This window comes from Ochrobactrum teleogrylli, from assembly GCF_006376685.1.
Lineage (GTDB): Bacteria > Pseudomonadota > Alphaproteobacteria > Rhizobiales > Rhizobiaceae > Brucella > Brucella teleogrylli.
In genome coordinates, this window is sequence record NZ_VEWL01000001.1 from 796,544 (window position 1) to 816,048 (window position 19,505).

Consider the following 19,505-nt stretch of genomic DNA (forward strand, 5'->3'; position numbering starts at 1 on the left):
GCCATGGCCCGCCGCTCTCCCACTTTTGCGGGAGCTGGATTTTCGATCCCCCGGATGCCCGGAGCGCTGTTTTGAGGATTTCTGCAGCTTCCCGGTGGAACCCGTGCAGATGGTGGAAACGCTACATGCCGCGGGCAGCTATTGTGCAAGCGAGCGACATCATGCACCGCCTTGGCAGCGTGCAAGACATCGCCTCAACATTTTCGATGGTAGCCAAACCCGCCATATTTCACCCCTCTTCAATACATCCCCGCAGCCGTTGTCCCCCAACGAACTGCGAATGTCCGGATGCTTCGCCCATTTCTGTTACAATCAGATGACGAACAGTGAGCGCTGCAACCAATATCGTTGTTTTAAAGGATCGAGAGCGGAGTTCAGCTTATAATTTTTTATTATTTTGTAGGGATTTAGCAAAAATCCCTACAGACCCGTGCGTTTTCTTTTATTGCCGCTGATTTTTTTAAGAGTGCCGCTGCAAACCTGCGTTTGGCGCGGGTCGTCGCACTTACCCCTTGGAAAGCGCGATGACCGGGTCCAGTTGCGAAGCGTTTCGCGCTGGCAGATAGCCGAACACGACACCGATCAGCGTCGAACACAGGAAAGCTGCGATAATCGACGTGGTTGAATAGACAAGGCTGAAATTCGAGCTGAACAAGCTGAAGAGCAAGCCGAAGCCGAGCGCCGTCAGAATGCCCAGAACACCGCCGATCAGGCAGACAAGCACCGCCTCGATCAGAAATTGCTGCAAGATATCGCTCTGTCGCCCGCCGACCGCCATGCGTACCCCGATTTCCGAAACACGTTCAGACACCGTGACGAGCATGATGTTCATCACCCCGATGCCGCCGACGATCAACGAAATAATGGCGATTGCCGCCACCAGAAGCGTCAGCGTCTGGGTCGTGCTGGTGATCGTCTTGCGAATATCGTCGGTGTTCAGGATGTAGAAATCCTTGGTGCCGTGGCGCTGCAACAGAAATTCGGTGACCGACTGCTCGGCCAGCGCCGTATCGATCCCGTCCTTGACCTGCAAGGTAATGCTGCGCAGCGAATTGCTTCCCAGAAACCGTGCCTGAACGGTGGTGTATGGCAGATAAAGCGACAGGTTTTGATTGGAGCCGAAACCGCCCTGCTGCGGCTCCATCACGCCGACAATGCGCGCTGGAACATTGCCAATCAAAAGCACCTGCCCCACCGGATTGATATCGGCAAACAGTGCATTCTTGGTGTTCTGGTCAATGACCACATCCTGCGCCGTGGTTCGCACGCTTTCGCGGTCGAAAAACTGACCATCGGCAATCTTGCTGCCCTTGGCGACAAAATATTGCTCGCTGACGCCATTCACCAGCGCATTGGACTCCTGCGAGCCGAAACGCACCGTGCTGTTCGTGGAGACCGTTGGGGTGGCAGCCGCGACGTAGGGCTGTTTGGACAGTTCCAAAGCGTCCGAAACCACCAGCGTGGTGATTTTCCCGGATCGCACATCGCCGAAATCCTTGCCTGCGAAAATTTCCAGCGTATTGGTGCCGAGGCTGGAAATATTGGCCAGCACCCGCTCCTGCGAACCGCGCCCCAGCGCCACAACACTGACGACCGAAGCGATGCCGATGATAATGCCCAGCATGGTCAGGAAAGTGCGCAGCTTATGCGCCCGCATCGAAAGCAAGGCCATCAGAAAGGCCTCGCGGATCGAACCCATCAATCCATAGAGCGACAGCGCGCGCTTGCGCTTCGAGGCCGCATCCTCCGGGCTGACGGCGCTTTCCACGATTTCGGTCTTTTCCACCGGACGGTCGGCGATGATCTCGCCATCGCTGATTTCGATGATGCGTTCTGCCTTGCTGGCAATCGACATATCGTGGGTGACGATGATGACCGTGCGCCCTTCGGCATGTAGCTCACCCAGAATGCGCAGCACCTCTTCGCCGCTATGCTTGTCGAGCGCGCCGGTCGGCTCGTCGGCCAGAATGAGGCTGGCGTCGTTCATCAGCGCACGCGCAATGGATACTCGCTGCTGCTGCCCGCCGGAAAGCTGGCCGGGCCGGTGATGCAGCCGGTCACCCATGCCAAGACGCGTCAGCAAGGACCCGGCGCGCTTGGCACGCGCCGACGGGTCGATACCAGCATAGATCGCCGGTATCTCGACATTGCCGATGGCCGTCAGCTCTGGCAGCAGATGATAACGCTGGAAGATGAAGCCGAAATGCTCACGCCGCAGCGCGGCCAGTTCATCCACATCCATGGAGGCGGTTTCGCGACCGCCGATTTCGTAGCTGCCGGACGTTGGACGGTCCAGACAACCGAGAATATTCATCAGCGTGGATTTACCCGACCCCGACGCACCGACAATCGCCACCATCTCGCCAGAATTGATGGTGAGGTCGATGTCTTTGAGGACCGCGATGGAACTGTCCCCCGACGGGTACTCCCGCCGGACTTTTCTGAGGCGGATCAACGGTTCCGTCATGATCAGAAGCCCATCGGCGGGCCGCGACGGCCACCCGGGCTGGGGCTTGCCGCAGCACCTGCCGCCAATTGGCCGGTGACGACGCGTTCGCCTTCATCGAGGCCCGATTTCACCTGAACCATCACCTTGTTGTTCAGGCCGATTTCAATCTTCTTGCTTGAGATCTGCCCCTTGTCATCGACCACGCGCACCGTATAGCGGCCATCCGCATCGGGCGCACCCAAGGCAGAGGACGGAATGGTCAGGACATTGTTCTCCTGCCCGAGAACGATGTGCACTTCCGCCGTCATATAGGTGCGCAGATGCCCGTCTTCATTCGGGATGGTGAAAAGGCCATTATAATAGATCGCCTCCGACGACGTACTGCTCGAAGAGGACGACGAGGACGAGCTTGAGGAACTGAAGCTGCTGTCGCTCTTGATCGATTCCGGCGCCGGTTCCACCGATTCAAGGCTTGCTTCATAGCGGCGGTCCTGATCGCCGAGCACCGTGAAATAAAGCGGCAGGCCGGGCTTCACCCGGACGATATCAGCTTCGGAAATTTCCGTATAAACCGTCATCCGGTCAAGCTGGCCGAGAATAACAATCGTCGGTGCGGATTGCGTTGCGTTGACCGTCTGGCCTTCCTGGCTGACGATGGAAAGAACGGTTCCCTCAATCGGCGCGGTGATCTGCGTATAGCCGAGATTGGCTCTGGCGGTCTCGACGGCAACTTCGGCTGCCTTGATCTGGGCCCTGAGCGATTCAATCTGCGCCTGCGTCACATTCAGATCGGCAGCAGCCGTGTCGAAATCGGCCTGAGAAACAGCATGTTTGGCAAGCATGGCTTTCTGGCGGTTCAGCGTCTGCTGGTTCAGCGCCAGCGTCGCCTGCTTTTCCTTCAACTGCGCCTGCATGTTGGCAAGTGACGCCTCTGATGTTCGCAGGTCGTTTTTCTGCGTGGTGGAGTCGATCTCGGCAATGAGGTCATTCGCCTTCACGACCTGCCCAAGCTTTACCTTGACCGATGTGATGCGGCCCGATGCCTGCGCGCCGACCGCAACCAGACGAACCGGCTTGATGGTTCCCGTGGCAAGCACCGTGACTTCGATGTCGCTGCGGGTCGCAGTGGCGGTCATCATCGATGGTGTCTGGGACGACGATTGGCTGCGCCAGTAAAAATATCCGCACACGGCCACAGCGATGAGGACTGCGGTCGTGACGACGAGACGTTTAAAGCGCATTCAGGGAACCTTGCATATGCTCGTGGATTGAACGTGACCCCGGAAATCGGCCTCACAGGGCCGCATGATCAAGGGTCGAATTCAAAAAATCCAGTAGAAATCTATAATTGCTGGCAATCTTTTCAATTCCGGCATCTGCCTTGGCTCGGCAACATGACATCCAGAACGATCAGCTTGGGGTTGGTCTTCACGAGCCGCTTTCGCATTCACAGCGGTTCCCGCCACCGCAACGCGAAAACCCGCTCGTTGGTATAGCGCTGCAACGACGGGCGGTTTTCATTTTTTGTAACCGGATATTTCTGCGCTGAAGCCAGAAGCATTCCGAACAAATGAGCCTGAAATATCCGCTCCGGCAACAACAGGACCAGGCGCAGTTTCTGCAACACCGCGCCGGTCCACATGCCGTCAGACAGGGATCAAGCCCTCTCGTTGATGACGCGCCGCAAAAGACTATTGGCCGTGTTGATATCGGAACTCTCAAATTCCCGGAACAGATTTTGGTGCACACTATCCAGGATCGTCTGCATGATGGAAACGACACGACGCCCCTCGTCGGTCAGCCTGATCCGGTTGGCCCGCCGGTTGTTCTCATCGACCTCGCGGCGCGCCAGCTGCAGCGCTTCGAGTGAATCGATCATCCGCACCAGCGATGCAGCCGTCAGCCCCATTTCCGTCGCGATATCGATTTGCTTGGCGCCATCGCCCACATAGGCGATCCAGAACAGGCAGGCCGCAACCCCGGAATCAAGTCCAAGGTCCAGCAGCGCCTCGTTAGCCAGCGATCGCCATATTTTCGCGGAGACAAGTATATTCGCCATCAAGTCGCGCAATAAAATCATTTTTTCTGCGTCAATCGTCATCGATAAACTTCTTTTCCAATTAGCCGCTCCAAAGGAACGATTAAATCCTCTCATTTTGAAATGCATGATTATACTATCAATCAAATTCGCAAAATCGCAACTTTTTGAAAAATAATGAGAATTTTATAATTAGTTATATAACTATTTCATAGTTTGATTTATTGGTAATCCATATCTAATCATGTAAAAGTAAAAATATAAATCGATATTTATTATATAAATTGGTATCTCTTATGCAACATAACAACACTATTGGATTTAATTACTTTAACTTCCATTGAGGCCGAAGCTTTGCCGCGATATACATGAACTCTCTCAAAGTTCACGCTGAATCGAGGCAACTCTTATGAAAATGAAGACCGTTCTGATCTCTTCGGCAGCGACGATGATGTCTTTTTCATCTTACGCTGCCGACGCAATCATCGCACCGGAGCCGGAAGCCGTTGAATATGTGCGTGTTTGCGACACCTATGGCGCGGGCTATTTTTATATCCCCGGCACCGAAACCTGCCTGCGCATTCATGGCTATGTGCGTTATGATGTAGTGGGCGGCAAAGATGTCTTTTCCGGTATTGATCGCAAAGGCTGGGATAAGAGCGCTCGCTTGGCGCTTCGCACCTCGACCGCTTCCGAAACGGAAATGGGCATGTTGCGCACCTTCACCGAAACGCGCTTCAATTATGTCGCATTCAATTCAAGCGACGACCGCGTATATGGCGACACAGTATCCGATGTCGTCCTGCGGTTCGCCTATATTCAACTCGGCGGGTTCAAAGTGGGCATTGACGAGTCAGAATTCCATGTCTTCACCGGCTATCTTGGTGACATCATCAACGACGACGTGGTCTCGGCTGGCGCATTCCGCACGGGCAAGATCTCTTACACTTTCGCAGGCAGCAGTGGCTTTTCGGCGGTGATTGCTCTCGAACAGGGTGGCGACAACGACGGTGGCTATATCAACCCCTTCCGACACGACTATGTTATCGACGGCTACATGCCGCATGTCGTTGGCGGCTTGAAATATGCGGGCGGCTGGGGCTCCATTGCGGGCGTCGTGGCGTATGATTCCGTTATCGAAGAATGGGCGGCCAAGCTTCGCGGCGACGTCAATCTGACCGACCGTTTCTCGCTCTGGTTACAGGGCGGCTATGCTTCGGAAGAAGACCCAGACCAGATGTACGGTCAATGGGGTGGCGACTGGGCTGTTTGGGGCGGGTTGAAATTCCTGGTAACCGACAAGGTCGTATTCAACCTGCAAGGCGCGCATGACGATTGGGGCAAGACGGCTGCTGCAGCCAATATTGCCTACCAAATTGTCCCCGGCTTCACCATCACGCCGGAAGTCAACTACACCAAATTCGGTGGGAACTGGAGGCGTTACGAAGCCGATTTTCGCGACAACAAGGTCAACGATGCCTGGGGCGGCACGGTGCGCTTCCAGCGGTCGTTCTAGTGGCAAAAATGGGCCCCACCAACACTACCAGTTTGTGATGATCTGACCTCCAGTCAAAAGGGCATCACAAAAGGGGGAGCAGCGACAGAACCCGCATCTGTCGCTGCTTTCTATATTTGCAATCAGCCGTCTTTATGCAGACAGCCGTCCGTAACGGGCCAGCACTTCGCGCAGCCTGTCGTGATCGATAGCCTGAACGCGCAGACGGTCGTAAGGCGTGCCGCCCATATCTTCAGCTGCCAGCATCGCATTGACCACTGCTTCCTCCACGCTATCGACCGCAGCGAGATAGAACGGATCGAGCGGCTCGTCATTCACCACTTCCATCTGGAGGAACGGCGCGGAGCGATGTTGCATCGGGCGTTGATTGGCCGTCGAGAAGGCCAGGAAAATATCGCCCGAATTGTTGCCGCCCGGCGTGCCATTGCGGCCGATGCCGATCGCTGCGCGACGTGCCAGCCGCTGCAACTGGTGCGGCATCAAAGGCAGGTCGGTCGCGAGCACCACGATGATGGAACCGCGCTCCTGCAACTGGCTTTGCGGCGTGCCGTCGCGCATATGCTGGCCAACCGGAACACCGGCAATGGTCAGCCAGTCGCGCTGGCCGTGATTGGCCTGCACCAGCGCGCCAATGGTGAAGCTGCGACCACCGAATTCCACGACGCGCGATGCCGTGCCCGTGCCGCCCTTGAATCCATAGGTGATCATTCCTGTGCCGCCGCCGCAATTGCCTTCCTGCACCGGGCCGGAGGCAACGCTGTCGAGCGCCTTGCGCACATCGGCTTCGGTAACCGGAAAGCAGTTGATGTCGTTCAGCACGCCGTCATAGGTCTCAGCAATAACCGGCATGATCCAGAGAAAATCGTCGGTCTTGTAGGTCGAGGCATAGCGGTCAACCATCCAGCGGGTGGTGGCGTGATGCGCCATGCCAATGCCATGCGTATTGGTGATGACGACGGGTCCCAGAAAATAACCGCCATCCGCGATCCAGTGCGTGCCGGTCATTTCGCCATTGCCGTTGAAACGATGCACACCAGCATAGACCGGAACAGGCGTTTCCGACTGCATATGCGGCAGAATGGCGGTCACGCCGCTGCGAACAGGACGCTTGCGGCCCGGGCGCGGCTCGTTCTCGATGATCGTTTGAAAGCCGACACCGACGCCATCAACATCGGTGATCGCATTGTGCGGACCAGTACACCCGGTGAAAGGGATGCCAAGATCGCGGCCACGCGGTTTACGGATAGGTGTTTGTGAGGTCATGCTATTTCTACCGGGAACGAAATGAAGATCGGCAGAAGTCGTAGCATCAACGCCTAAGATAAAGAAGGGATGCCAGCGACTGCCGCCGCCCATGAACCACAATATATCAAATGATCTGTTCGTATCGTGTTGCTGCCGCGATATTCCGGGAAGGCCGGTCAGCCTCCGCATCCAGGGACGATCCAAAAATCATCCGAGAAAGTTTGGAACCATGCCACAAGGCTGGATATCACATTGTAACCGAAGCGCCAGACATGTATGATAAAGTGTCGAATATCTGAGATATCTACAAATGCGTTACGAATCTTCCAATGAGTCCATCGCTGAAAGCTGCTATCGCCGCATTCGGACCGATATTATCTTCGGGCGGCTGGCGCCTGCGCAGCGGTTGCGGCTGGAAAGCCTGAAGGATTCCTACGACACCAGCGTGAGCACGTTGCGCGAAATCCTCAACCGGCTGTCATCGGAAGGATTTGTCGTTGCCGAAGGCCAGCGCGGCTTCGAAGTCGCGCCCATGTCGGATGCCGATCTCAAGGAAATCGCTGCATTGCGCCTGTTGCTCGAAACCCACGCGCTGGAGCAATCCTTCGCTTTCGGCGGGATGGATTGGGAGGCGCAACTGGTCTCCGCGCACTACAAGCTTTCGCGGATGGAGCAGATCATGGCGTCAGGCGACGCCAGCCGGGCGGAAGAATGGAAACGCTATGACTGGGAGTTTCATCAGGCGCTAATTTCCGCCTGCGGTTCAAGATTGCTGATGGAAACCCACGCCACCGTCTTCGACAAATATCTGCGCTATCAGATGGTTGCGCTGTCCTATCGCGGCGATGTCGCCGAAAAGGAACACAAGCAATTGCTCGACGCTGCGCTAGCGCGCAATGCGACCGAAGCAAAAGCTATTCTTATCAAGCACATAGATGGCGGCGTCCAACATGCGCTGGCCGGGGGCACCCTGCCCTGATTTGCCACTGCCGTTGATCGTGACCGCCACGGAAAAGGAAGCACCATGCTGCGGGAAGAAAGCGCACCCACCGAAACCGTCAGCGATGTAGTTTTCCGGCAGATCCGCAAGGACATCATCTCCGGGACATTACCGCCACGGGCCAAGATCAAGCTGGAACAGGCAAAGCAGCGCTATTCGATCAGCGTCTCGTCGCTGCGCGAGATCCTCAACCGGCTGACCACGGAAAATCTGGTCGTCGCTGAAGGGCAGCGCGGTTTTGAAGTGAGCCCGGCTTCCCGCAAGGAGCTTGAGGAACTGGCCGATCTGCGCTCGGTTCTCGAAACCCACGCCATCGGGCTTTCCTTCGCGGTCGGCGATCTGGAATGGGAAGGGCGTATCGTTGCGGCCCACCACAAGCTCGCCGCTGCGGAAAGAGTGCTGCTTGCGGGCGATGCATCGCGCACCATCGACTGGGTGCGTTACGACTGGGAGTTTCATCAGGCCATCGTCTCGGCATGCGATTCGCAAACATTGCTGACGGCGCTGTCCTCGGTGTTCGACCGCTTTTTGCGCTATCACATGCTGGCGCAGACCTTTCGCGGACGGCCCGTCGTGGATGACCACAAATTGCTATTCGAACTGGCCGTGGCACGCGATGTCGAAGGCGCGCAAGCCGTTGTGCGCCGCCATATCCAGAGCGGCATGGATCATATTCTCAAAAGCGGGCGCATCGTCTGAACCGCATTCGCTCGTACATATCCGTCGGTTGTCTGTCGGAAAAATGCGTTTTGTGCAAAATACAAAATCTCATATGATTTTTATAAACTCGGTTGATTTGCCAAGCATCATCTGACAAAAATATACTCATACGGCCATCTGATCCACGGGAGAGGATCGACAGAGCGCCAGTTTTTGGGAGGAGGAACGAATGTTTAAATCGATGCTGACACGTCGCAACATGATGCTGGGTGCGGCGGCGCTGGTTGCCGCCGCCGGGATGACCAAGCCCGCATCCGCCATCACGCCAGAGGAAATCAAGGCGCGCGGCAAGCTGATCGTTGGTATTCAGGGCGACAATCCGCCATGGGGTTTCGTGACGAGCGCTGGCCAGCAGGACGGTCTTGACGCCGATATCGCCAATCTGTTCGGCAAGGAACTGGGCGTGCCGGTCGAATTCGTACCGCTCGAAGTCAACAACCGCATTCCCGCGCTGACCACCGGTCGCGTCGACGTGCTGTTCGCAACCATGGCGATGCTGCCGGAACGCGCCAAGGCGGTACAGTTCAGCAAGCCCTATGTGGCCAATGCCATTGTGCTGATCGGCCCGAAATCCATGTCGATCAAGACCAATGAAGATATGGCCAATCTCACCATCGCGGTTGCGAAGGGCGCTGCGCAGGACACGCAGGTGACCAAGAACGCACCATCCAGCGCCACCATCCGCCGCTATGACGGCGATGCGCCAAGCGTTCAGGCTCTGGCTTCGGGTCAGGTGCAGGCATTGGGCGGAAACATCTTCTACATGGACCGCGTCGAAAAGGCCCGTCCGGGCGAATTCGAAAACAAGCTGGAATTCCAGAAGCTCTATAACGGCGCCTGCACGCGTCTGGGCGAAAAGGAACTCAACGCCGCCATCAACAGCTTCATCGACAAGATCAAGGACAATGGCGAGCTGAAGAAAATCTACGACAAGTGGATGAAGGTGCCGGTTCCGGAATTCCCGGAAAAGCTTGAAGGCGTTTCCTTCACGGCGAACTGATAATTCAGCGATCCTGATTGCGGACGCTGGCTAAAAAGCATTCCCGGCAAAAGCGCGAAGCCGCTTTGCGTTCAAATGCATAAAAACAAGATTTGGATTGGCACCGGGGGGCGCCAATCCGATCCTAAAAACGCCAGCGTCTGCAACCGTTTCCTCATGTCGTAAAACGGCTTGCCCGCCGTTTCGGGAAGCACCATGTCCAGAACAATCTTTATCTTGAACGGCCCCAATCTCAATCTGCTCGGCGAGCGGGAGCCGACAGTCTATGGCACCACGACGCTTGCCGATATTCGCGACCGCGCGACACAGGTGGCCGAGACGCTGGGATTTGCGGTCGATTTTCGCCAGACCAATTTCGAGGGCGAACTGGTGGAAAGCGTGCATCAGGCGCGCAAAGGAGCCTGCGGCATCATCGTCAATCCCGCGGGCTATACTTTCACGTCGGTCGCCCTACTCGATGCGTTGAAAATGTTCGACGGCCCGAAGATCGAGCTGCATATCTCAAACGTCCATGCCCGCGAGAGCATCTACCACAATTCGCTCATTTCGCGTGTCGCAACCGGCATTCTGATCGGGTTCGGCGCGAATGGGTATGAACTGGCCGTGCAAGCCATGGCCAAAATGGTCGACAAGGACTGACCGACAAACATCTGGCAAGCCGCGCCGGTCAATCGGAGCAAGAGAGCAACGGCGATCTCGCCGCGCCTTGATAAAAACAGACAGAGCGAACGATGAATTATACTCTGGATTTCACGCCGGTCATCGATGGCCTCCCCAACCTGCTGCTTGCCTGTCTGGGCACCTTTACCCTGGCCATATTCGGCATGTTGCTGGCAATCGTCATCGGCATTGGCGGTGTTCTGCTGCGCGGTTCGCGCTACTGGTTTTTGCGATGGCTGGTCATCGGCTTTGTCGAACTCATCCGCAACACGCCCTTTCTCGTCCAGATATTCTTCATCTATTTCGCTCTGCCGCTGGCCGGTGTCCGGCTCGACCCGACGCCGACCGCCATCATTGCGCTCGGCATCAATGGCGGCGCCTATGCCATCGAAATCATTCGTGGCGGTGTTCAATCCATTCCGAAAGGCCAGATCGAGGCGGGCATCGCGCTTGGTCTGCATAAGGCGCAGGTCTTCCGATTGATCGTGCTGAAACCGGCCTTGCGGGCAATTTTCCCATCGCTGACCAGCCAGTTCATCCTGTTGACGCTGACGACCAGCATCGCCTCGGCAATCTCGGCCTATGAACTGACCTCAGTAGCCCAGCGCATCGAATCCGACAGCTTCCGCAGCTTCGAGGTCTATTTCACCGTCACGGCGTTCTATCTGGTGATTTCCTGGGTCATGATGCGCCTCTTCTCCTTCATTTCGGCGCGCTATTTCGCCTATCCGGTCAAGTAGGAGCATTCCCATGGGTCACGATGAATTCGTCTTCCTGCTGATCGGATTGAAGTGGACGGTCGCGCTCTCCGCCGTGGGCTTCGTCTGCGGCTGCACGGCCGGTCTTGGCATTGCCTTGCTTCGCACATCGGGCTTTCCTGTGCTGGAACGATTGACCGCTGGCTATATCGCGGTCTTTCAGGGCACGCCGCTCCTGATGCAGCTCTTCGTCGTCTATTATGGCCTTGCACTGATCGGGCTGAAACTCGATGCATGGCTGGCCGTCGCCATCGGCCTGAGCCTGCATGCCAGCGCCTATCTTGGCGAAATCTGGCGCGGCTCGATTGAGGCGGTTCCCAAGGGGCAGATGGAGGCCGCGAAAGCGCTGAGCCTTCGCTATTTCTGGCGCATGAAGGATGTAATCCTGCCGCAGGCGATCCGCATTTCGCTGCCCGCCACCATCGGCTTTCTGGTGCAGCTTATCAAGGGAACGTCGCTTGCCTCCATCGTCGGCTTCACCGAGCTGACACGGGCTGGCAACATCATTTCGAACCAGATTTTCGAGCCGCTCACTGTCTTCGGCATTGTGGGCATTCTCTACTTCCTGATGTGCTGCCCGCTGACGATCTTCGGCGCGCATCTTGAACGTAAATTTGCCGCGTCGAGCCGCTGAGCCTGAACCATGCCCGGAGTGACCCGATGATCCACCAGCCATCCGCCGATCCTTCCGAAGCGATGATCCGCTTGCAGAATGTCGAGAAATGGTATGGCAATTTTCAAGCCTTGCACGATGTCAATCTGGCGGTGCGCAAGGGAGAAAAGATCGTTCTCTGCGGTCCCTCCGGCAGTGGAAAATCCACGCTCATCCGCTGCATCAATCATCTCGAAACCTACCAGAAGGGTGAAATCCACGTTGGCGGCATTTTGCTCGGCCATGCGGGCAAAACCATCGATGCGGTGCGCCGTGAGGTCGGTATGGTGTTTCAGCAGTTCAATCTGTTCCCGCATCTCACCGTGCTGCAAAACTGCATGCTGGCGCCCATGCGCTCGCTTGGAGCCAGCAAGGCCGATGCGGAAAAAAGCGCCAGGGCGCTTCTGGACCGGGTGAAAATTCTCGAGCAGGCCGATAAATATCCGTCGCAGCTTTCGGGCGGCCAGCAACAGCGCGTTGCGATTGCGCGAGCGCTCTGCATGAAGCCGAAGGTCATGCTCTTCGATGAACCGACCTCGGCCCTTGATCCGGAAATGGTCAAGGAAGTGCTCGACACGATGGTCAGCCTTGCCGAAGAAGGCATGACGATGATCTGCGTCACCCATGAAATGGGTTTTGCCCGTCAGGTGGCCGACCGCGTGATCTTCATGGCCGAAGGCGCGATTATTGAACAGGCGTCCCCGGACGAATTCTTCGCCAATCCGAAGCAGGAACGCACGCGCAAATTTCTGGGCGAACTATTGCACCACTAGTGGTCTGATTCCAACATCTGCATCCCTCGGTTCACGCGCTGAGCAAATGTTGGAATCAAAAAGACCACTAGCAAGTATATGTATCTAGTGGATTTTTCGAATTTGACGTTTGAAACAGCATCTATGTCAGCCGGGATTCAAACGTCAAATTCAATCCACTAGCCTCATTGCAGTCTGCTTGTGGACGAGCGGGACAGAGACGCGCCGGACACATCGCGCAATATCTGGATAAGCATTTGCAGCGCCCCGGAGCTGACCGTATCCGTCCGCATTGTCAGACCAACCGGCCCGACAGTCTCGCTGGTATCGATCGGTAACATGACCAGTTTGCCTTCCGCCACATCGCGCGCCACGACACCTTCGGAAATGATCCAGATTGCATCGCTCTCGCGAACGAAAGCGCGCCCGAAAGCATCCGACACGGTTTCAACCTGAATGGGCAGCGCGCCAATGCCGTTGGCAATCAGCAACCGCTCCACAAAAGGACGGATGATCGAATTTTGCGTCGGCATCAGCACCGGATAATCCGCCAGATGGTCGAAGACGGGTCGCCCGTCGGTCAGCGGATGCCCTGCCCGGACCAGAAACCGCACCTGCTCGGAATAGAGGTGTTCGAAGGAAAAGCCGGTCATCTTTTCCGGCGCGGCCAGACGCCCGACAACCAAATCGAGATCGCCGACGCGCAACTGCTCCAGCAAAACCGCATTCTCGCCCGTCACGATCTTCACGCGGCTGCCCGCCTTTTCCGCCAGAAACAGGCTCATGGCCTTGGGCATGATGCGTGTGGAAACTGTCGGCAAGGCGCCGACACGAATGGGCGGGCCGGAACCGTCGAGCTCCTGCGAGACCGAATCCAGCCCCTGCCGCAAGGCCGTCAGCGCCGTACCCGCATGGCGCAGGAATACCTCGCCAAACCGCGTAATACGAATGCCGCGACCGTCGCGCTCCAGAACCGGAACGCCCAGCACCTCCTCCAGCTCACGGATAGTTTTGGTGACGGCGGGCTGGCTGATATTCAAAATCTCCGACGCCTTGACCACGCTCTTCTGCCGCGCCACTTCAACAAAGGTGTGCAGATGGCGAAACTTGATCCTGTTTCCGATCACTTATTGGATAACCTATGAGTTATGTTTTAGACTGATAATATCATTTTACTTAACCAATTGGAAAGCGCAACAGTGCTGATCAAGAGGAGAAAGCCGTGCAGTTCGCAAACGTCAACGATATCGTCCTTCACTATGATTTGCAGTGGAGTGGTGATGAAAAGCCCGTTCTGGTTTTCATCAATTCACTGGGAACCGACCTGCGCATCTGGGATGACGTGAGGGCGAAGCTCGGCAACGATATCCCGACGCTGGTTTACGACAAGCGCGGGCACGGCCTTTCCGATATCGGCAATACGCCCTACAGCATCGAACTTCTGGCGCAGGATCTGATCGCGCTTTTGGAAAAACTGTCGATCCGCAGCGTGGTTCTGTGCGGCCTTTCGGTCGGCGGACTGATTGCGCAGGGCGTTTATGCCGCCCGTCCCGATCTCGTCGCGGGTCTGGTCCTGTCCAACACCGCCCACAAGATTGGCACCGCGGAGATGTGGAACGCCCGCATCGACGCCATTATGCAAAACGGTCTTGCCAGCATTCTCGACGGCACGATGCCGCGCTGGTTCACAGACGATTTCCGCAAGCCGGACAATGACGCCTTCCGCGCCTATTGCAACATGTTCGTGCGCCAGCCACTCGATGGCTATGCGGCAACCTGCGCAGCCCTGCGCGATGCGGATTTCACGCAAGCGGCCAAGGCGATTGCCGTGCCCGTGCTTTGTGTCGTCGGCGATCAGGATGGCGCAACACCGCCAGCGCTCGTCAAGGAACTGGCAAGCCTCGTGCCCGGCGCGCATTTCGCTGAAATTGCGCATAGCGGCCACATACCCTGCGTTGAACAGCCAGACGCCTATGTCTCGCTGTTGCGCGATTTTCTTTCAACCCGACTTTCAAATTAAGCTTCCACAGGGAGAATAGCCATGGGTGACACTGTCGAGCGCTCCGAGCGTTACAAGCTTGGAATGAGCGTCCGTCGCTCGGTTCTGGGCGATGCGCATGTGGACCGGGCATCGAAGGCTGCCACGGGACTTGATGCGCCCTTTCAGGAGCTTATTACCGAAACGGCATGGGGAACGGTCTGGTCGCGTCCGCAATGGACAAAGCGCGAGCGCTCCATGGTGACGATTGCGCTTCTGGCCGCTCTTGGCCAGGACGATGAAGTTGCAATGCATATCCGCGCCACGAAAAATACGGGCGCAACCAAGGAAGACATCTGCGAAGCTCTGCTGCATGTTGCGATTTATGCGGGCGTGCCTGCATCGAACCATGCGTTCAAGATCGCCAAACAGACCTACGCGCAGATGGAAGCGGAGGAAGCCGAGAAATGAAAAACACACCGCCGGAAACGAGCCCTTTTTTCGCTCGTGATCTCACCATGCATCCACCGGCCTATACGCCGTGGTACAAGACATCCGTTCTGCGCTCGCCCACCCGCGCGCTGCTTTCGCTGGAAGGCACCAAGAGCGAGATTACCGGCCCGGTTTTCGGCCATGGCATGTTGAACGAACTCGATAACGACCTGATCCGCAACTATGCGCGCCCCGGCGAAATGCCGGTCGGCCCGCGCATTCTGGTGCATGGTCGTGTGCTGGACGAAAGCAATCGCCCGATCCCTGGTGCGCTTGTCGAATTCTGGCAGGCCAATGCTGGCGGTCGCTACCGGCACAAGAAGGAAACCTATCTCGCGGCCATCGATCCGAATTTCGGCGGCGTGGGCCGCACGATCACCGACGAGAATGGCTATTACTGGTTCAAGACGATCCAGCCCGGCGCTTATCCGTGGCCAAATGGCGTCAATGACTGGCGCCCGGCGCATATCCATTTCTCGATCTTCGGCCATGGCTTCTCGCAGCGTCTGATCACCCAAATGTATTTCGAAGGTGATCCGCTGATCTGGCGCTGCCCGATTGTGAAGACTGTTCCCGACAGAAGCGCGGTTGAGCGCCTTATCGCACCGCTCGACATGAATGCGAGCCTGCCGATGGACATGCTGGCCTACAAGTTCGACATTGTGTTGCGCGGACGCCGCTCGACCTTCTTTGAAAACCGGCCGGAGGGCAACTGATATGGTACAGCCACTGGGTTATCTCAAGGAAAGCGCATCGCAAACTGCGGGCCCTTACGTCCATATCGGGTTGACGCCGAATTTCGTCGGAATCAATGGCGTTTTCGCGGAAGATCTCGGGTCCGGCCCGCTCACCAACGACAAGACGTCCGGCGAGCGTGTGACCATCAAGGGTCGCGTTATCGATGGCATGGGCGCACCGCTGCGCGATGCGCTGGTGGAAATCTGGCAGGCCGACGCCAAGGGGCTTTACAACAGCCCTTCGGAAACCGGCGGCAAGGCCGACCCCAATTTCCGTGGATGGGGCCGCTGCCCCAGCCATATGGAAACTGGCGAGTTCGTGTTCGAGACGATCAAGCCCGGTCGCGTTCCCTTCCGGGATGGACGCCTGATGGCGCCGCATATCACGTTCTGGATCGTTGCACGCGGCATCAATCTCGGCTTGCAGACGCGTATGTATTTCTCCGATGAGGCAGACGCCAATGCGGAAGATCCGGTTCTGGCGCGCGTCGAGCATCGTGCGCGCGTTGAGACCTTGATCGGCCAGCGCGAAGGTGACATCTATCACTTCGACATTTATTTGCAGGGCGAAAAAGAAACCGTCTTTTTCGATATTTGACGCATGAGCATTTCGGTATTCGAACATCCGTTTCTGGCCGGGCTTTTCGGCGATGACGAAGAGATATTAAGTCTCTTCACGGCTGCGGCTGACATCGCCGGAATGGTCCGCTTCGAGGTGGCATTGTCGGATGCCCAGGCTTCGCTCGGCATAATCCCGGTCGAAGCCGCCAATGCGATCAGGCTGGCGGCTGAGACTTTCGAACCGGACCTGTCCGTTCTTGAAAGCGGGACGGCACGGGATGGCGTGATCATTCCGGCACTCGTGAAGGAACTGCGCAAGGCCACAGGCCCGGAATTCGCCGCACAGCTGCATTTCGGAGCCACCAGTCAGGATGTCATCGACACAAGCCTGATGCTGCGGCTGCAGGCGGCGAATGCAATTCTGCGCGGTCGGCTGCATCAGCTTTCCGACCGCTTCAAATGGCTCGATGCGACCTTCGGCAAAAACAGCCTCACCGCCTATACCCGGATGCAGGCCGCCATTCCCGTCACGGTTTCCGACCGGATTGCGAGCTGGCAGACGCCGCTCGGCGGTTACGACCAGAAGCTCAGCACCCTCGCCTTTCCGCTGCAATTTGGCGGCGCGGCGGGAACGCTTGAAAAGTTCGGCGAGAGCGGCCCAGCCCTGCGCGCGCTTCTGGCAGAGAAACTTGGTCTGCACGACCGCCCGCAATGGCAAAGCCAGCGCGCTTTCATCGCGGAATTCGGCAGCCTTCTGTCGCTGATCACCGGTACGCTCGGCAAATTCGGGCAGGACATTGCGCTGATGGCCGAACTTGGCGCAGAGCTTTCGCTTTCGGGCGGCGGCGGATCATCGGCCATGCCGCACAAGCAAAATCCGGTCGGTGCGGAAGTGCTGGTCAGCCTTGCCCGTTTCAACGCGGTGCAAGTTTCCGGCCTGCATCAATCCATGGTGCATGAGCAGGAACGTTCGGGCGCGGCATGGATGCTGGAATGGATGATCCTGCCCCAGATCGTGGCTGCTACCGGCAGCGCGCTCCATCTGGCGTCCGCTCTGGTCGACAAGATCGTGCGCATCGGCACGGAATAGATTTCACAATCCTCCGGTCAAAATTGTGGGCCAATCATCGCCTGGAAACGGAACCAATTGTGTTTTCAGGCGTTTAGTTGCGTCATTCCATACGGAGGGTTGCACATGAAAATTTTGAAAAAGGCGTGCGCGGGGACCTTGGCGCTGGTCTTTGGATTTACATCCATCGTACCAACCATGGCTGCGCCGATGAACCTTGAGCGTCCTGCTCTCAATCAGAACGTCGAACAGGTTCGCGATGATCGCCGTCCGCCGCGCGGTCATGCCCAGCGCCACAAACGTCCGCCGAGCAACGCCCACAGGCCGGGCCGCCCTCCAAGCAATGCCCATCGCCCCGGTCGCCCGCCCCATAGCAGCCACCGTCCGTCGAACCGTCCCGGTTACTGGCATGGCCATCACGGCTCGCGCTACTACCGCAACGGCTATCGCCGCCACAGTGATGGCTGGTGGTATCCGCTGGCAGCCTTCACGGCAGGCGCAATCGTCGGCGGCGCGCTGAACCAGCCCCGCGTTGTGCACAGCAACAACCACGTTCGTTGGTGTCAGAACCGTTATCGCACCTATCGCGTATCGGATAACACCTTCCAGCCGAACAGCGGCCCGCGCAGACAATGTGTCTCGCCCTATCGGTAACGCGCCATAGATCGACAATCGGAAAGCGCCCTGCGGGGCGCTTTTTTGTTCTCGCCGTCCTCCTGAAAGCGTTGTGGCAGCAACGGCTGTAAAGCAGTCATGCCCGCATTCTTTCTTCTGGACGCTGTCATCAAACAGGAATAAGCATCTCGGCGTCTGCATGCCAACAGTCAAGAATTTCTATAATTCGACTGCTTTGCGACATGACAGACGGTTTCAGAACATGTGTTGCAGAAAAAATATGCTGAATTCGCTCTGCAACGCCGGTTTCGCCCGAGTTTGACCCGAGTTTGATAATGTCGCAGACGACCGCTCCAGAAAGCCCCGTAACGGGCCCGTCCCCTTCAAGCGCCCAGACCTTTGGCCAGCGTTGGGCCATGCCCATTCTGGTGGCCGGTGGCTTTGCCATTGCGAGTTCGCCGATCTTTGTCCGCCTGTCGGAAGTCGGCCCCCTTGCCACCGGCTTCTGGCGCGTGGCGCTGGCCGTCATCCCGCTCATGCTGATGAGCGGACGCGAACGCAGCGACATAAAAGACAACAAGCGCCTCACCCTCAAGGATTGCCTGCTGCTGGCCGTGCCCGGCCTGTTCATCGCCGCCGATCTCGGCGCGTGGCATTTGTCGCTGCATTATACGTCGGTCGCCAATGCGACGCTTCTGGCCAATATGGCGCCGATCTTCGTCACGCTCGCCGCATGGCTGCTCTACAAGGCGCATGTCAGCCAGTCCTTCATCATCGGGTTGGTTGTGGCCATTCTGGGTGTGGTCGTGCTGAAAGGCGGGCCGGGCGAACTCCTGCATTCGCAATCATCGGGCGATGCGCTCGCACTGCTGGCTGCCGTGTTCTATGCCGGTTACATTCTGGCGGTCGGACGCCTGCGCAACCGGTTTTCGACCATGCGCATCATGCTCTGGAGCAGCGCCATCGCGGCGATCGTTTCGCTGCCAGTCGCCTATTTTGCCGAAGGGCAGATCGTGCCCATCACGCTCTACGGCTGGCTGATACTGGCAGGACTTGCGTGGCTCACCCATGCCGCCGGACAAAGCATGATCGCCTATGCGCTTGCATTTCTGCCGGCTTCCTTCTCGTCGCTCACCTTGCTGCTTCAGCCGGTGGTGGCGGCGTTTCTCGCCTGGACCATTTTGTCCGAACCGCTCGGCATGATGCAGGGGCTGGGCGGCGCAATCGTCATTGCCGGTATTCTGATCGCCCGCAGGGGCTAAA

The 19,505-nt window shown here is 57.3% G+C and carries 20 protein-coding genes; 15 read left to right on the top strand and 5 right to left on the bottom strand.

What is annotated here, in order from left to right; all coding sequences use genetic code 11:
• Positions 1–505: 505 nt before the first annotated feature.
• From FIC94_RS03510 to FIC94_RS03520, 3 genes are all read right to left on the bottom strand, one after another.
• Positions 506–2,467 (bottom strand): MacB family efflux pump subunit, encoded by a 1,962-nt coding sequence (locus FIC94_RS03510; RefSeq protein ID WP_121538209.1) that lies wholly within the window; start codon positions 2,465–2,467, stop codon positions 506–508.
• Between the two features lie 2 nt (positions 2,468–2,469).
• Positions 2,470–3,690: an efflux RND transporter periplasmic adaptor subunit gene (locus FIC94_RS03515; protein ID WP_140023931.1), complete on the bottom strand. Its 1,221-nt coding sequence runs from the start codon at positions 3,688–3,690 to the stop codon at positions 2,470–2,472.
• A gap of 416 nt (positions 3,691–4,106) precedes the next feature.
• Positions 4,107–4,616 carry a MarR family winged helix-turn-helix transcriptional regulator gene (locus FIC94_RS03520; RefSeq protein WP_140023932.1) on the bottom strand — a complete coding sequence of 170 codons (510 nt, stop codon included), beginning with the start codon at positions 4,614–4,616 and terminating at the stop codon, positions 4,107–4,109.
• A 280-nt stretch (positions 4,617–4,896) separates the two neighbouring features.
• Here FIC94_RS03520 and FIC94_RS03525 point away from each other — a divergent pair, with 280 nt between their 5' ends.
• A complete protein-coding gene (locus FIC94_RS03525) occupies positions 4,897–6,003 on the top strand; it encodes a porin (protein WP_140023933.1) in 1,107 nt (368 codons plus the stop codon).
• 132 nt (positions 6,004–6,135) lie between these two features.
• On the opposite strand, the gene FIC94_RS03530 is transcribed toward FIC94_RS03525, so the two are convergent.
• A complete protein-coding gene (locus tag FIC94_RS03530) occupies positions 6,136–7,266 on the bottom strand; it encodes a DmpA family aminopeptidase (RefSeq protein ID WP_140023934.1) in 1,131 nt (376 codons plus the stop codon).
• A 292-nt stretch (positions 7,267–7,558) separates the two neighbouring features.
• Between FIC94_RS03530 and FIC94_RS03535 the strand changes: the two genes are divergently transcribed.
• The 7 genes from FIC94_RS03535 (at position 7,559) to FIC94_RS03565 (ending at position 12,811) form a co-directional block, all read left to right on the top strand.
• Complete coding sequence (locus FIC94_RS03535; RefSeq protein ID WP_109367144.1) at positions 7,559–8,227, top strand: GntR family transcriptional regulator; 669 nt, start codon at positions 7,559–7,561, stop codon at positions 8,225–8,227.
• A gap of 45 nt (positions 8,228–8,272) precedes the next feature.
• Positions 8,273–8,947 carry a GntR family transcriptional regulator gene (locus tag FIC94_RS03540; protein WP_140023935.1) on the top strand — a complete coding sequence of 225 codons (675 nt, stop codon included), beginning with the start codon at positions 8,273–8,275 and terminating at the stop codon, positions 8,945–8,947.
• 190 nt (positions 8,948–9,137) lie between these two features.
• Positions 9,138–9,968 carry a transporter substrate-binding domain-containing protein gene (locus FIC94_RS03545; protein ID WP_109367142.1) on the top strand — a complete coding sequence of 277 codons (831 nt, stop codon included), beginning with the start codon at positions 9,138–9,140 and terminating at the stop codon, positions 9,966–9,968.
• Between the two features lie 195 nt (positions 9,969–10,163).
• Positions 10,164–10,607 (top strand): type II 3-dehydroquinate dehydratase, encoded by a 444-nt coding sequence (locus FIC94_RS03550; RefSeq protein ID WP_109367141.1) that lies wholly within the window; start codon positions 10,164–10,166, stop codon positions 10,605–10,607.
• Positions 10,608–10,699: 92 nt separating this feature from the next.
• Positions 10,700–11,368 carry an amino acid ABC transporter permease gene (locus FIC94_RS03555; RefSeq protein WP_140023936.1) on the top strand — a complete coding sequence of 223 codons (669 nt, stop codon included), beginning with the start codon at positions 10,700–10,702 and terminating at the stop codon, positions 11,366–11,368.
• Positions 11,369–11,378: 10 nt separating this feature from the next.
• The gene (locus FIC94_RS03560; protein WP_140023937.1) at positions 11,379–12,020 is read left to right on the top strand and encodes an amino acid ABC transporter permease; all 642 of its coding nucleotides are present in this window, start codon (positions 11,379–11,381) and stop codon (positions 12,018–12,020) included.
• A 62-nt stretch (positions 12,021–12,082) separates the two neighbouring features.
• Positions 12,083–12,811 carry an amino acid ABC transporter ATP-binding protein gene (locus FIC94_RS03565; RefSeq protein WP_140024038.1) on the top strand — a complete coding sequence of 243 codons (729 nt, stop codon included), beginning with the start codon at positions 12,083–12,085 and terminating at the stop codon, positions 12,809–12,811.
• 164 nt (positions 12,812–12,975) lie between these two features.
• On the opposite strand, the gene pcaQ is transcribed toward FIC94_RS03565, so the two are convergent.
• Positions 12,976–13,917: a pca operon transcription factor PcaQ gene (gene pcaQ, locus FIC94_RS03575; protein WP_140023938.1), complete on the bottom strand. Its 942-nt coding sequence runs from the start codon at positions 13,915–13,917 to the stop codon at positions 12,976–12,978.
• 95 nt (positions 13,918–14,012) lie between these two features.
• On the opposite strand from pcaQ, the gene pcaD reads away from it, so the two are divergent.
• The 7 genes from pcaD (at position 14,013) to FIC94_RS03610 (ending at position 19,504) form a co-directional block, all read left to right on the top strand.
• Entirely contained in the window at positions 14,013–14,810 is a 798-nt protein-coding gene (gene pcaD, locus FIC94_RS03580) for a 3-oxoadipate enol-lactonase (RefSeq protein ID WP_140023939.1), read from the top strand.
• A gap of 21 nt (positions 14,811–14,831) precedes the next feature.
• Entirely contained in the window at positions 14,832–15,239 is a 408-nt protein-coding gene (gene pcaC, locus FIC94_RS03585) for a 4-carboxymuconolactone decarboxylase (RefSeq protein WP_121538195.1), read from the top strand.
• Positions 15,236–15,976, top strand: coding sequence for a protocatechuate 3,4-dioxygenase subunit beta (gene pcaH, locus FIC94_RS03590; protein WP_121538193.1), 741 nt, complete (start codon positions 15,236–15,238; stop codon positions 15,974–15,976). Before pcaC ends, pcaH begins: the two co-directional genes overlap by 4 nt.
• 1 nt (position 15,977) lies before the next feature.
• Positions 15,978–16,595: a protocatechuate 3,4-dioxygenase subunit alpha gene (pcaG, locus tag FIC94_RS03595; RefSeq protein ID WP_121538191.1), complete on the top strand. Its 618-nt coding sequence runs from the start codon at positions 15,978–15,980 to the stop codon at positions 16,593–16,595.
• A gap of 3 nt (positions 16,596–16,598) precedes the next feature.
• Positions 16,599–17,648 carry a 3-carboxy-cis,cis-muconate cycloisomerase gene (locus FIC94_RS03600; protein ID WP_140023940.1) on the top strand — a complete coding sequence of 350 codons (1,050 nt, stop codon included), beginning with the start codon at positions 16,599–16,601 and terminating at the stop codon, positions 17,646–17,648.
• Positions 17,649–17,753: 105 nt separating this feature from the next.
• Positions 17,754–18,281 carry a BA14K family protein gene (locus FIC94_RS03605; RefSeq protein WP_140023941.1) on the top strand — a complete coding sequence of 176 codons (528 nt, stop codon included), beginning with the start codon at positions 17,754–17,756 and terminating at the stop codon, positions 18,279–18,281.
• Between the two features lie 296 nt (positions 18,282–18,577).
• On the top strand, positions 18,578–19,504 hold the full coding sequence (locus tag FIC94_RS03610; RefSeq protein ID WP_140023942.1) for a DMT family transporter: 927 nt from the start codon (positions 18,578–18,580) through the stop codon (positions 19,502–19,504).
• The last annotated feature ends 1 nt before the right edge of the window (position 19,505 follow it).

Excerpts from the sequence above, each read along its gene's own strand:
- FIC94_RS03515 (WP_140023931.1), bottom strand. The coding sequence starts at position 3,690 with ATGCGCTTTAAACGTCTCGTCGTCACGACCGCAGTCCTCATCGCTGTG.
- pcaH (WP_121538193.1), top strand. The coding sequence starts at position 15,236 with ATGAAAAACACACCGCCGGAAACGAGCCCTTTTTTCGCTCGTGATCTC.
- FIC94_RS03605 (WP_140023941.1), top strand. The coding sequence starts at position 17,754 with ATGAAAATTTTGAAAAAGGCGTGCGCGGGGACCTTGGCGCTGGTCTTT.
- FIC94_RS03540 (WP_140023935.1), top strand. The coding sequence starts at position 8,273 with ATGCTGCGGGAAGAAAGCGCACCCACCGAAACCGTCAGCGATGTAGTT.
- FIC94_RS03565 (WP_140024038.1), top strand. The coding sequence starts at position 12,083 with ATGATCCGCTTGCAGAATGTCGAGAAATGGTATGGCAATTTTCAAGCC.
- FIC94_RS03520 (WP_140023932.1), bottom strand. The coding sequence starts at position 4,616 with ATGCATTTCAAAATGAGAGGATTTAATCGTTCCTTTGGAGCGGCTAAT.
- FIC94_RS03560 (WP_140023937.1), top strand. The coding sequence starts at position 11,379 with ATGGGTCACGATGAATTCGTCTTCCTGCTGATCGGATTGAAGTGGACG.
- FIC94_RS03510 (WP_121538209.1), bottom strand. The coding sequence starts at position 2,467 with ATGACGGAACCGTTGATCCGCCTCAGAAAAGTCCGGCGGGAGTACCCG.
- FIC94_RS03530 (WP_140023934.1), bottom strand. The coding sequence starts at position 7,266 with ATGACCTCACAAACACCTATCCGTAAACCGCGTGGCCGCGATCTTGGC.
- pcaG (WP_121538191.1), top strand. The coding sequence starts at position 15,978 with ATGGTACAGCCACTGGGTTATCTCAAGGAAAGCGCATCGCAAACTGCG.
- FIC94_RS03610 (WP_140023942.1), top strand. The coding sequence starts at position 18,578 with ATGTCGCAGACGACCGCTCCAGAAAGCCCCGTAACGGGCCCGTCCCCT.
- pcaC (WP_121538195.1), top strand. The coding sequence starts at position 14,832 with ATGGGTGACACTGTCGAGCGCTCCGAGCGTTACAAGCTTGGAATGAGC.
- FIC94_RS03535 (WP_109367144.1), top strand. The coding sequence starts at position 7,559 with ATGCGTTACGAATCTTCCAATGAGTCCATCGCTGAAAGCTGCTATCGC.
- FIC94_RS03545 (WP_109367142.1), top strand. The coding sequence starts at position 9,138 with ATGTTTAAATCGATGCTGACACGTCGCAACATGATGCTGGGTGCGGCG.
- FIC94_RS03555 (WP_140023936.1), top strand. The coding sequence starts at position 10,700 with ATGAATTATACTCTGGATTTCACGCCGGTCATCGATGGCCTCCCCAAC.
- FIC94_RS03600 (WP_140023940.1), top strand. The coding sequence starts at position 16,599 with ATGAGCATTTCGGTATTCGAACATCCGTTTCTGGCCGGGCTTTTCGGC.
- FIC94_RS03525 (WP_140023933.1), top strand. The coding sequence starts at position 4,897 with ATGAAAATGAAGACCGTTCTGATCTCTTCGGCAGCGACGATGATGTCT.
- FIC94_RS03550 (WP_109367141.1), top strand. The coding sequence starts at position 10,164 with ATGTCCAGAACAATCTTTATCTTGAACGGCCCCAATCTCAATCTGCTC.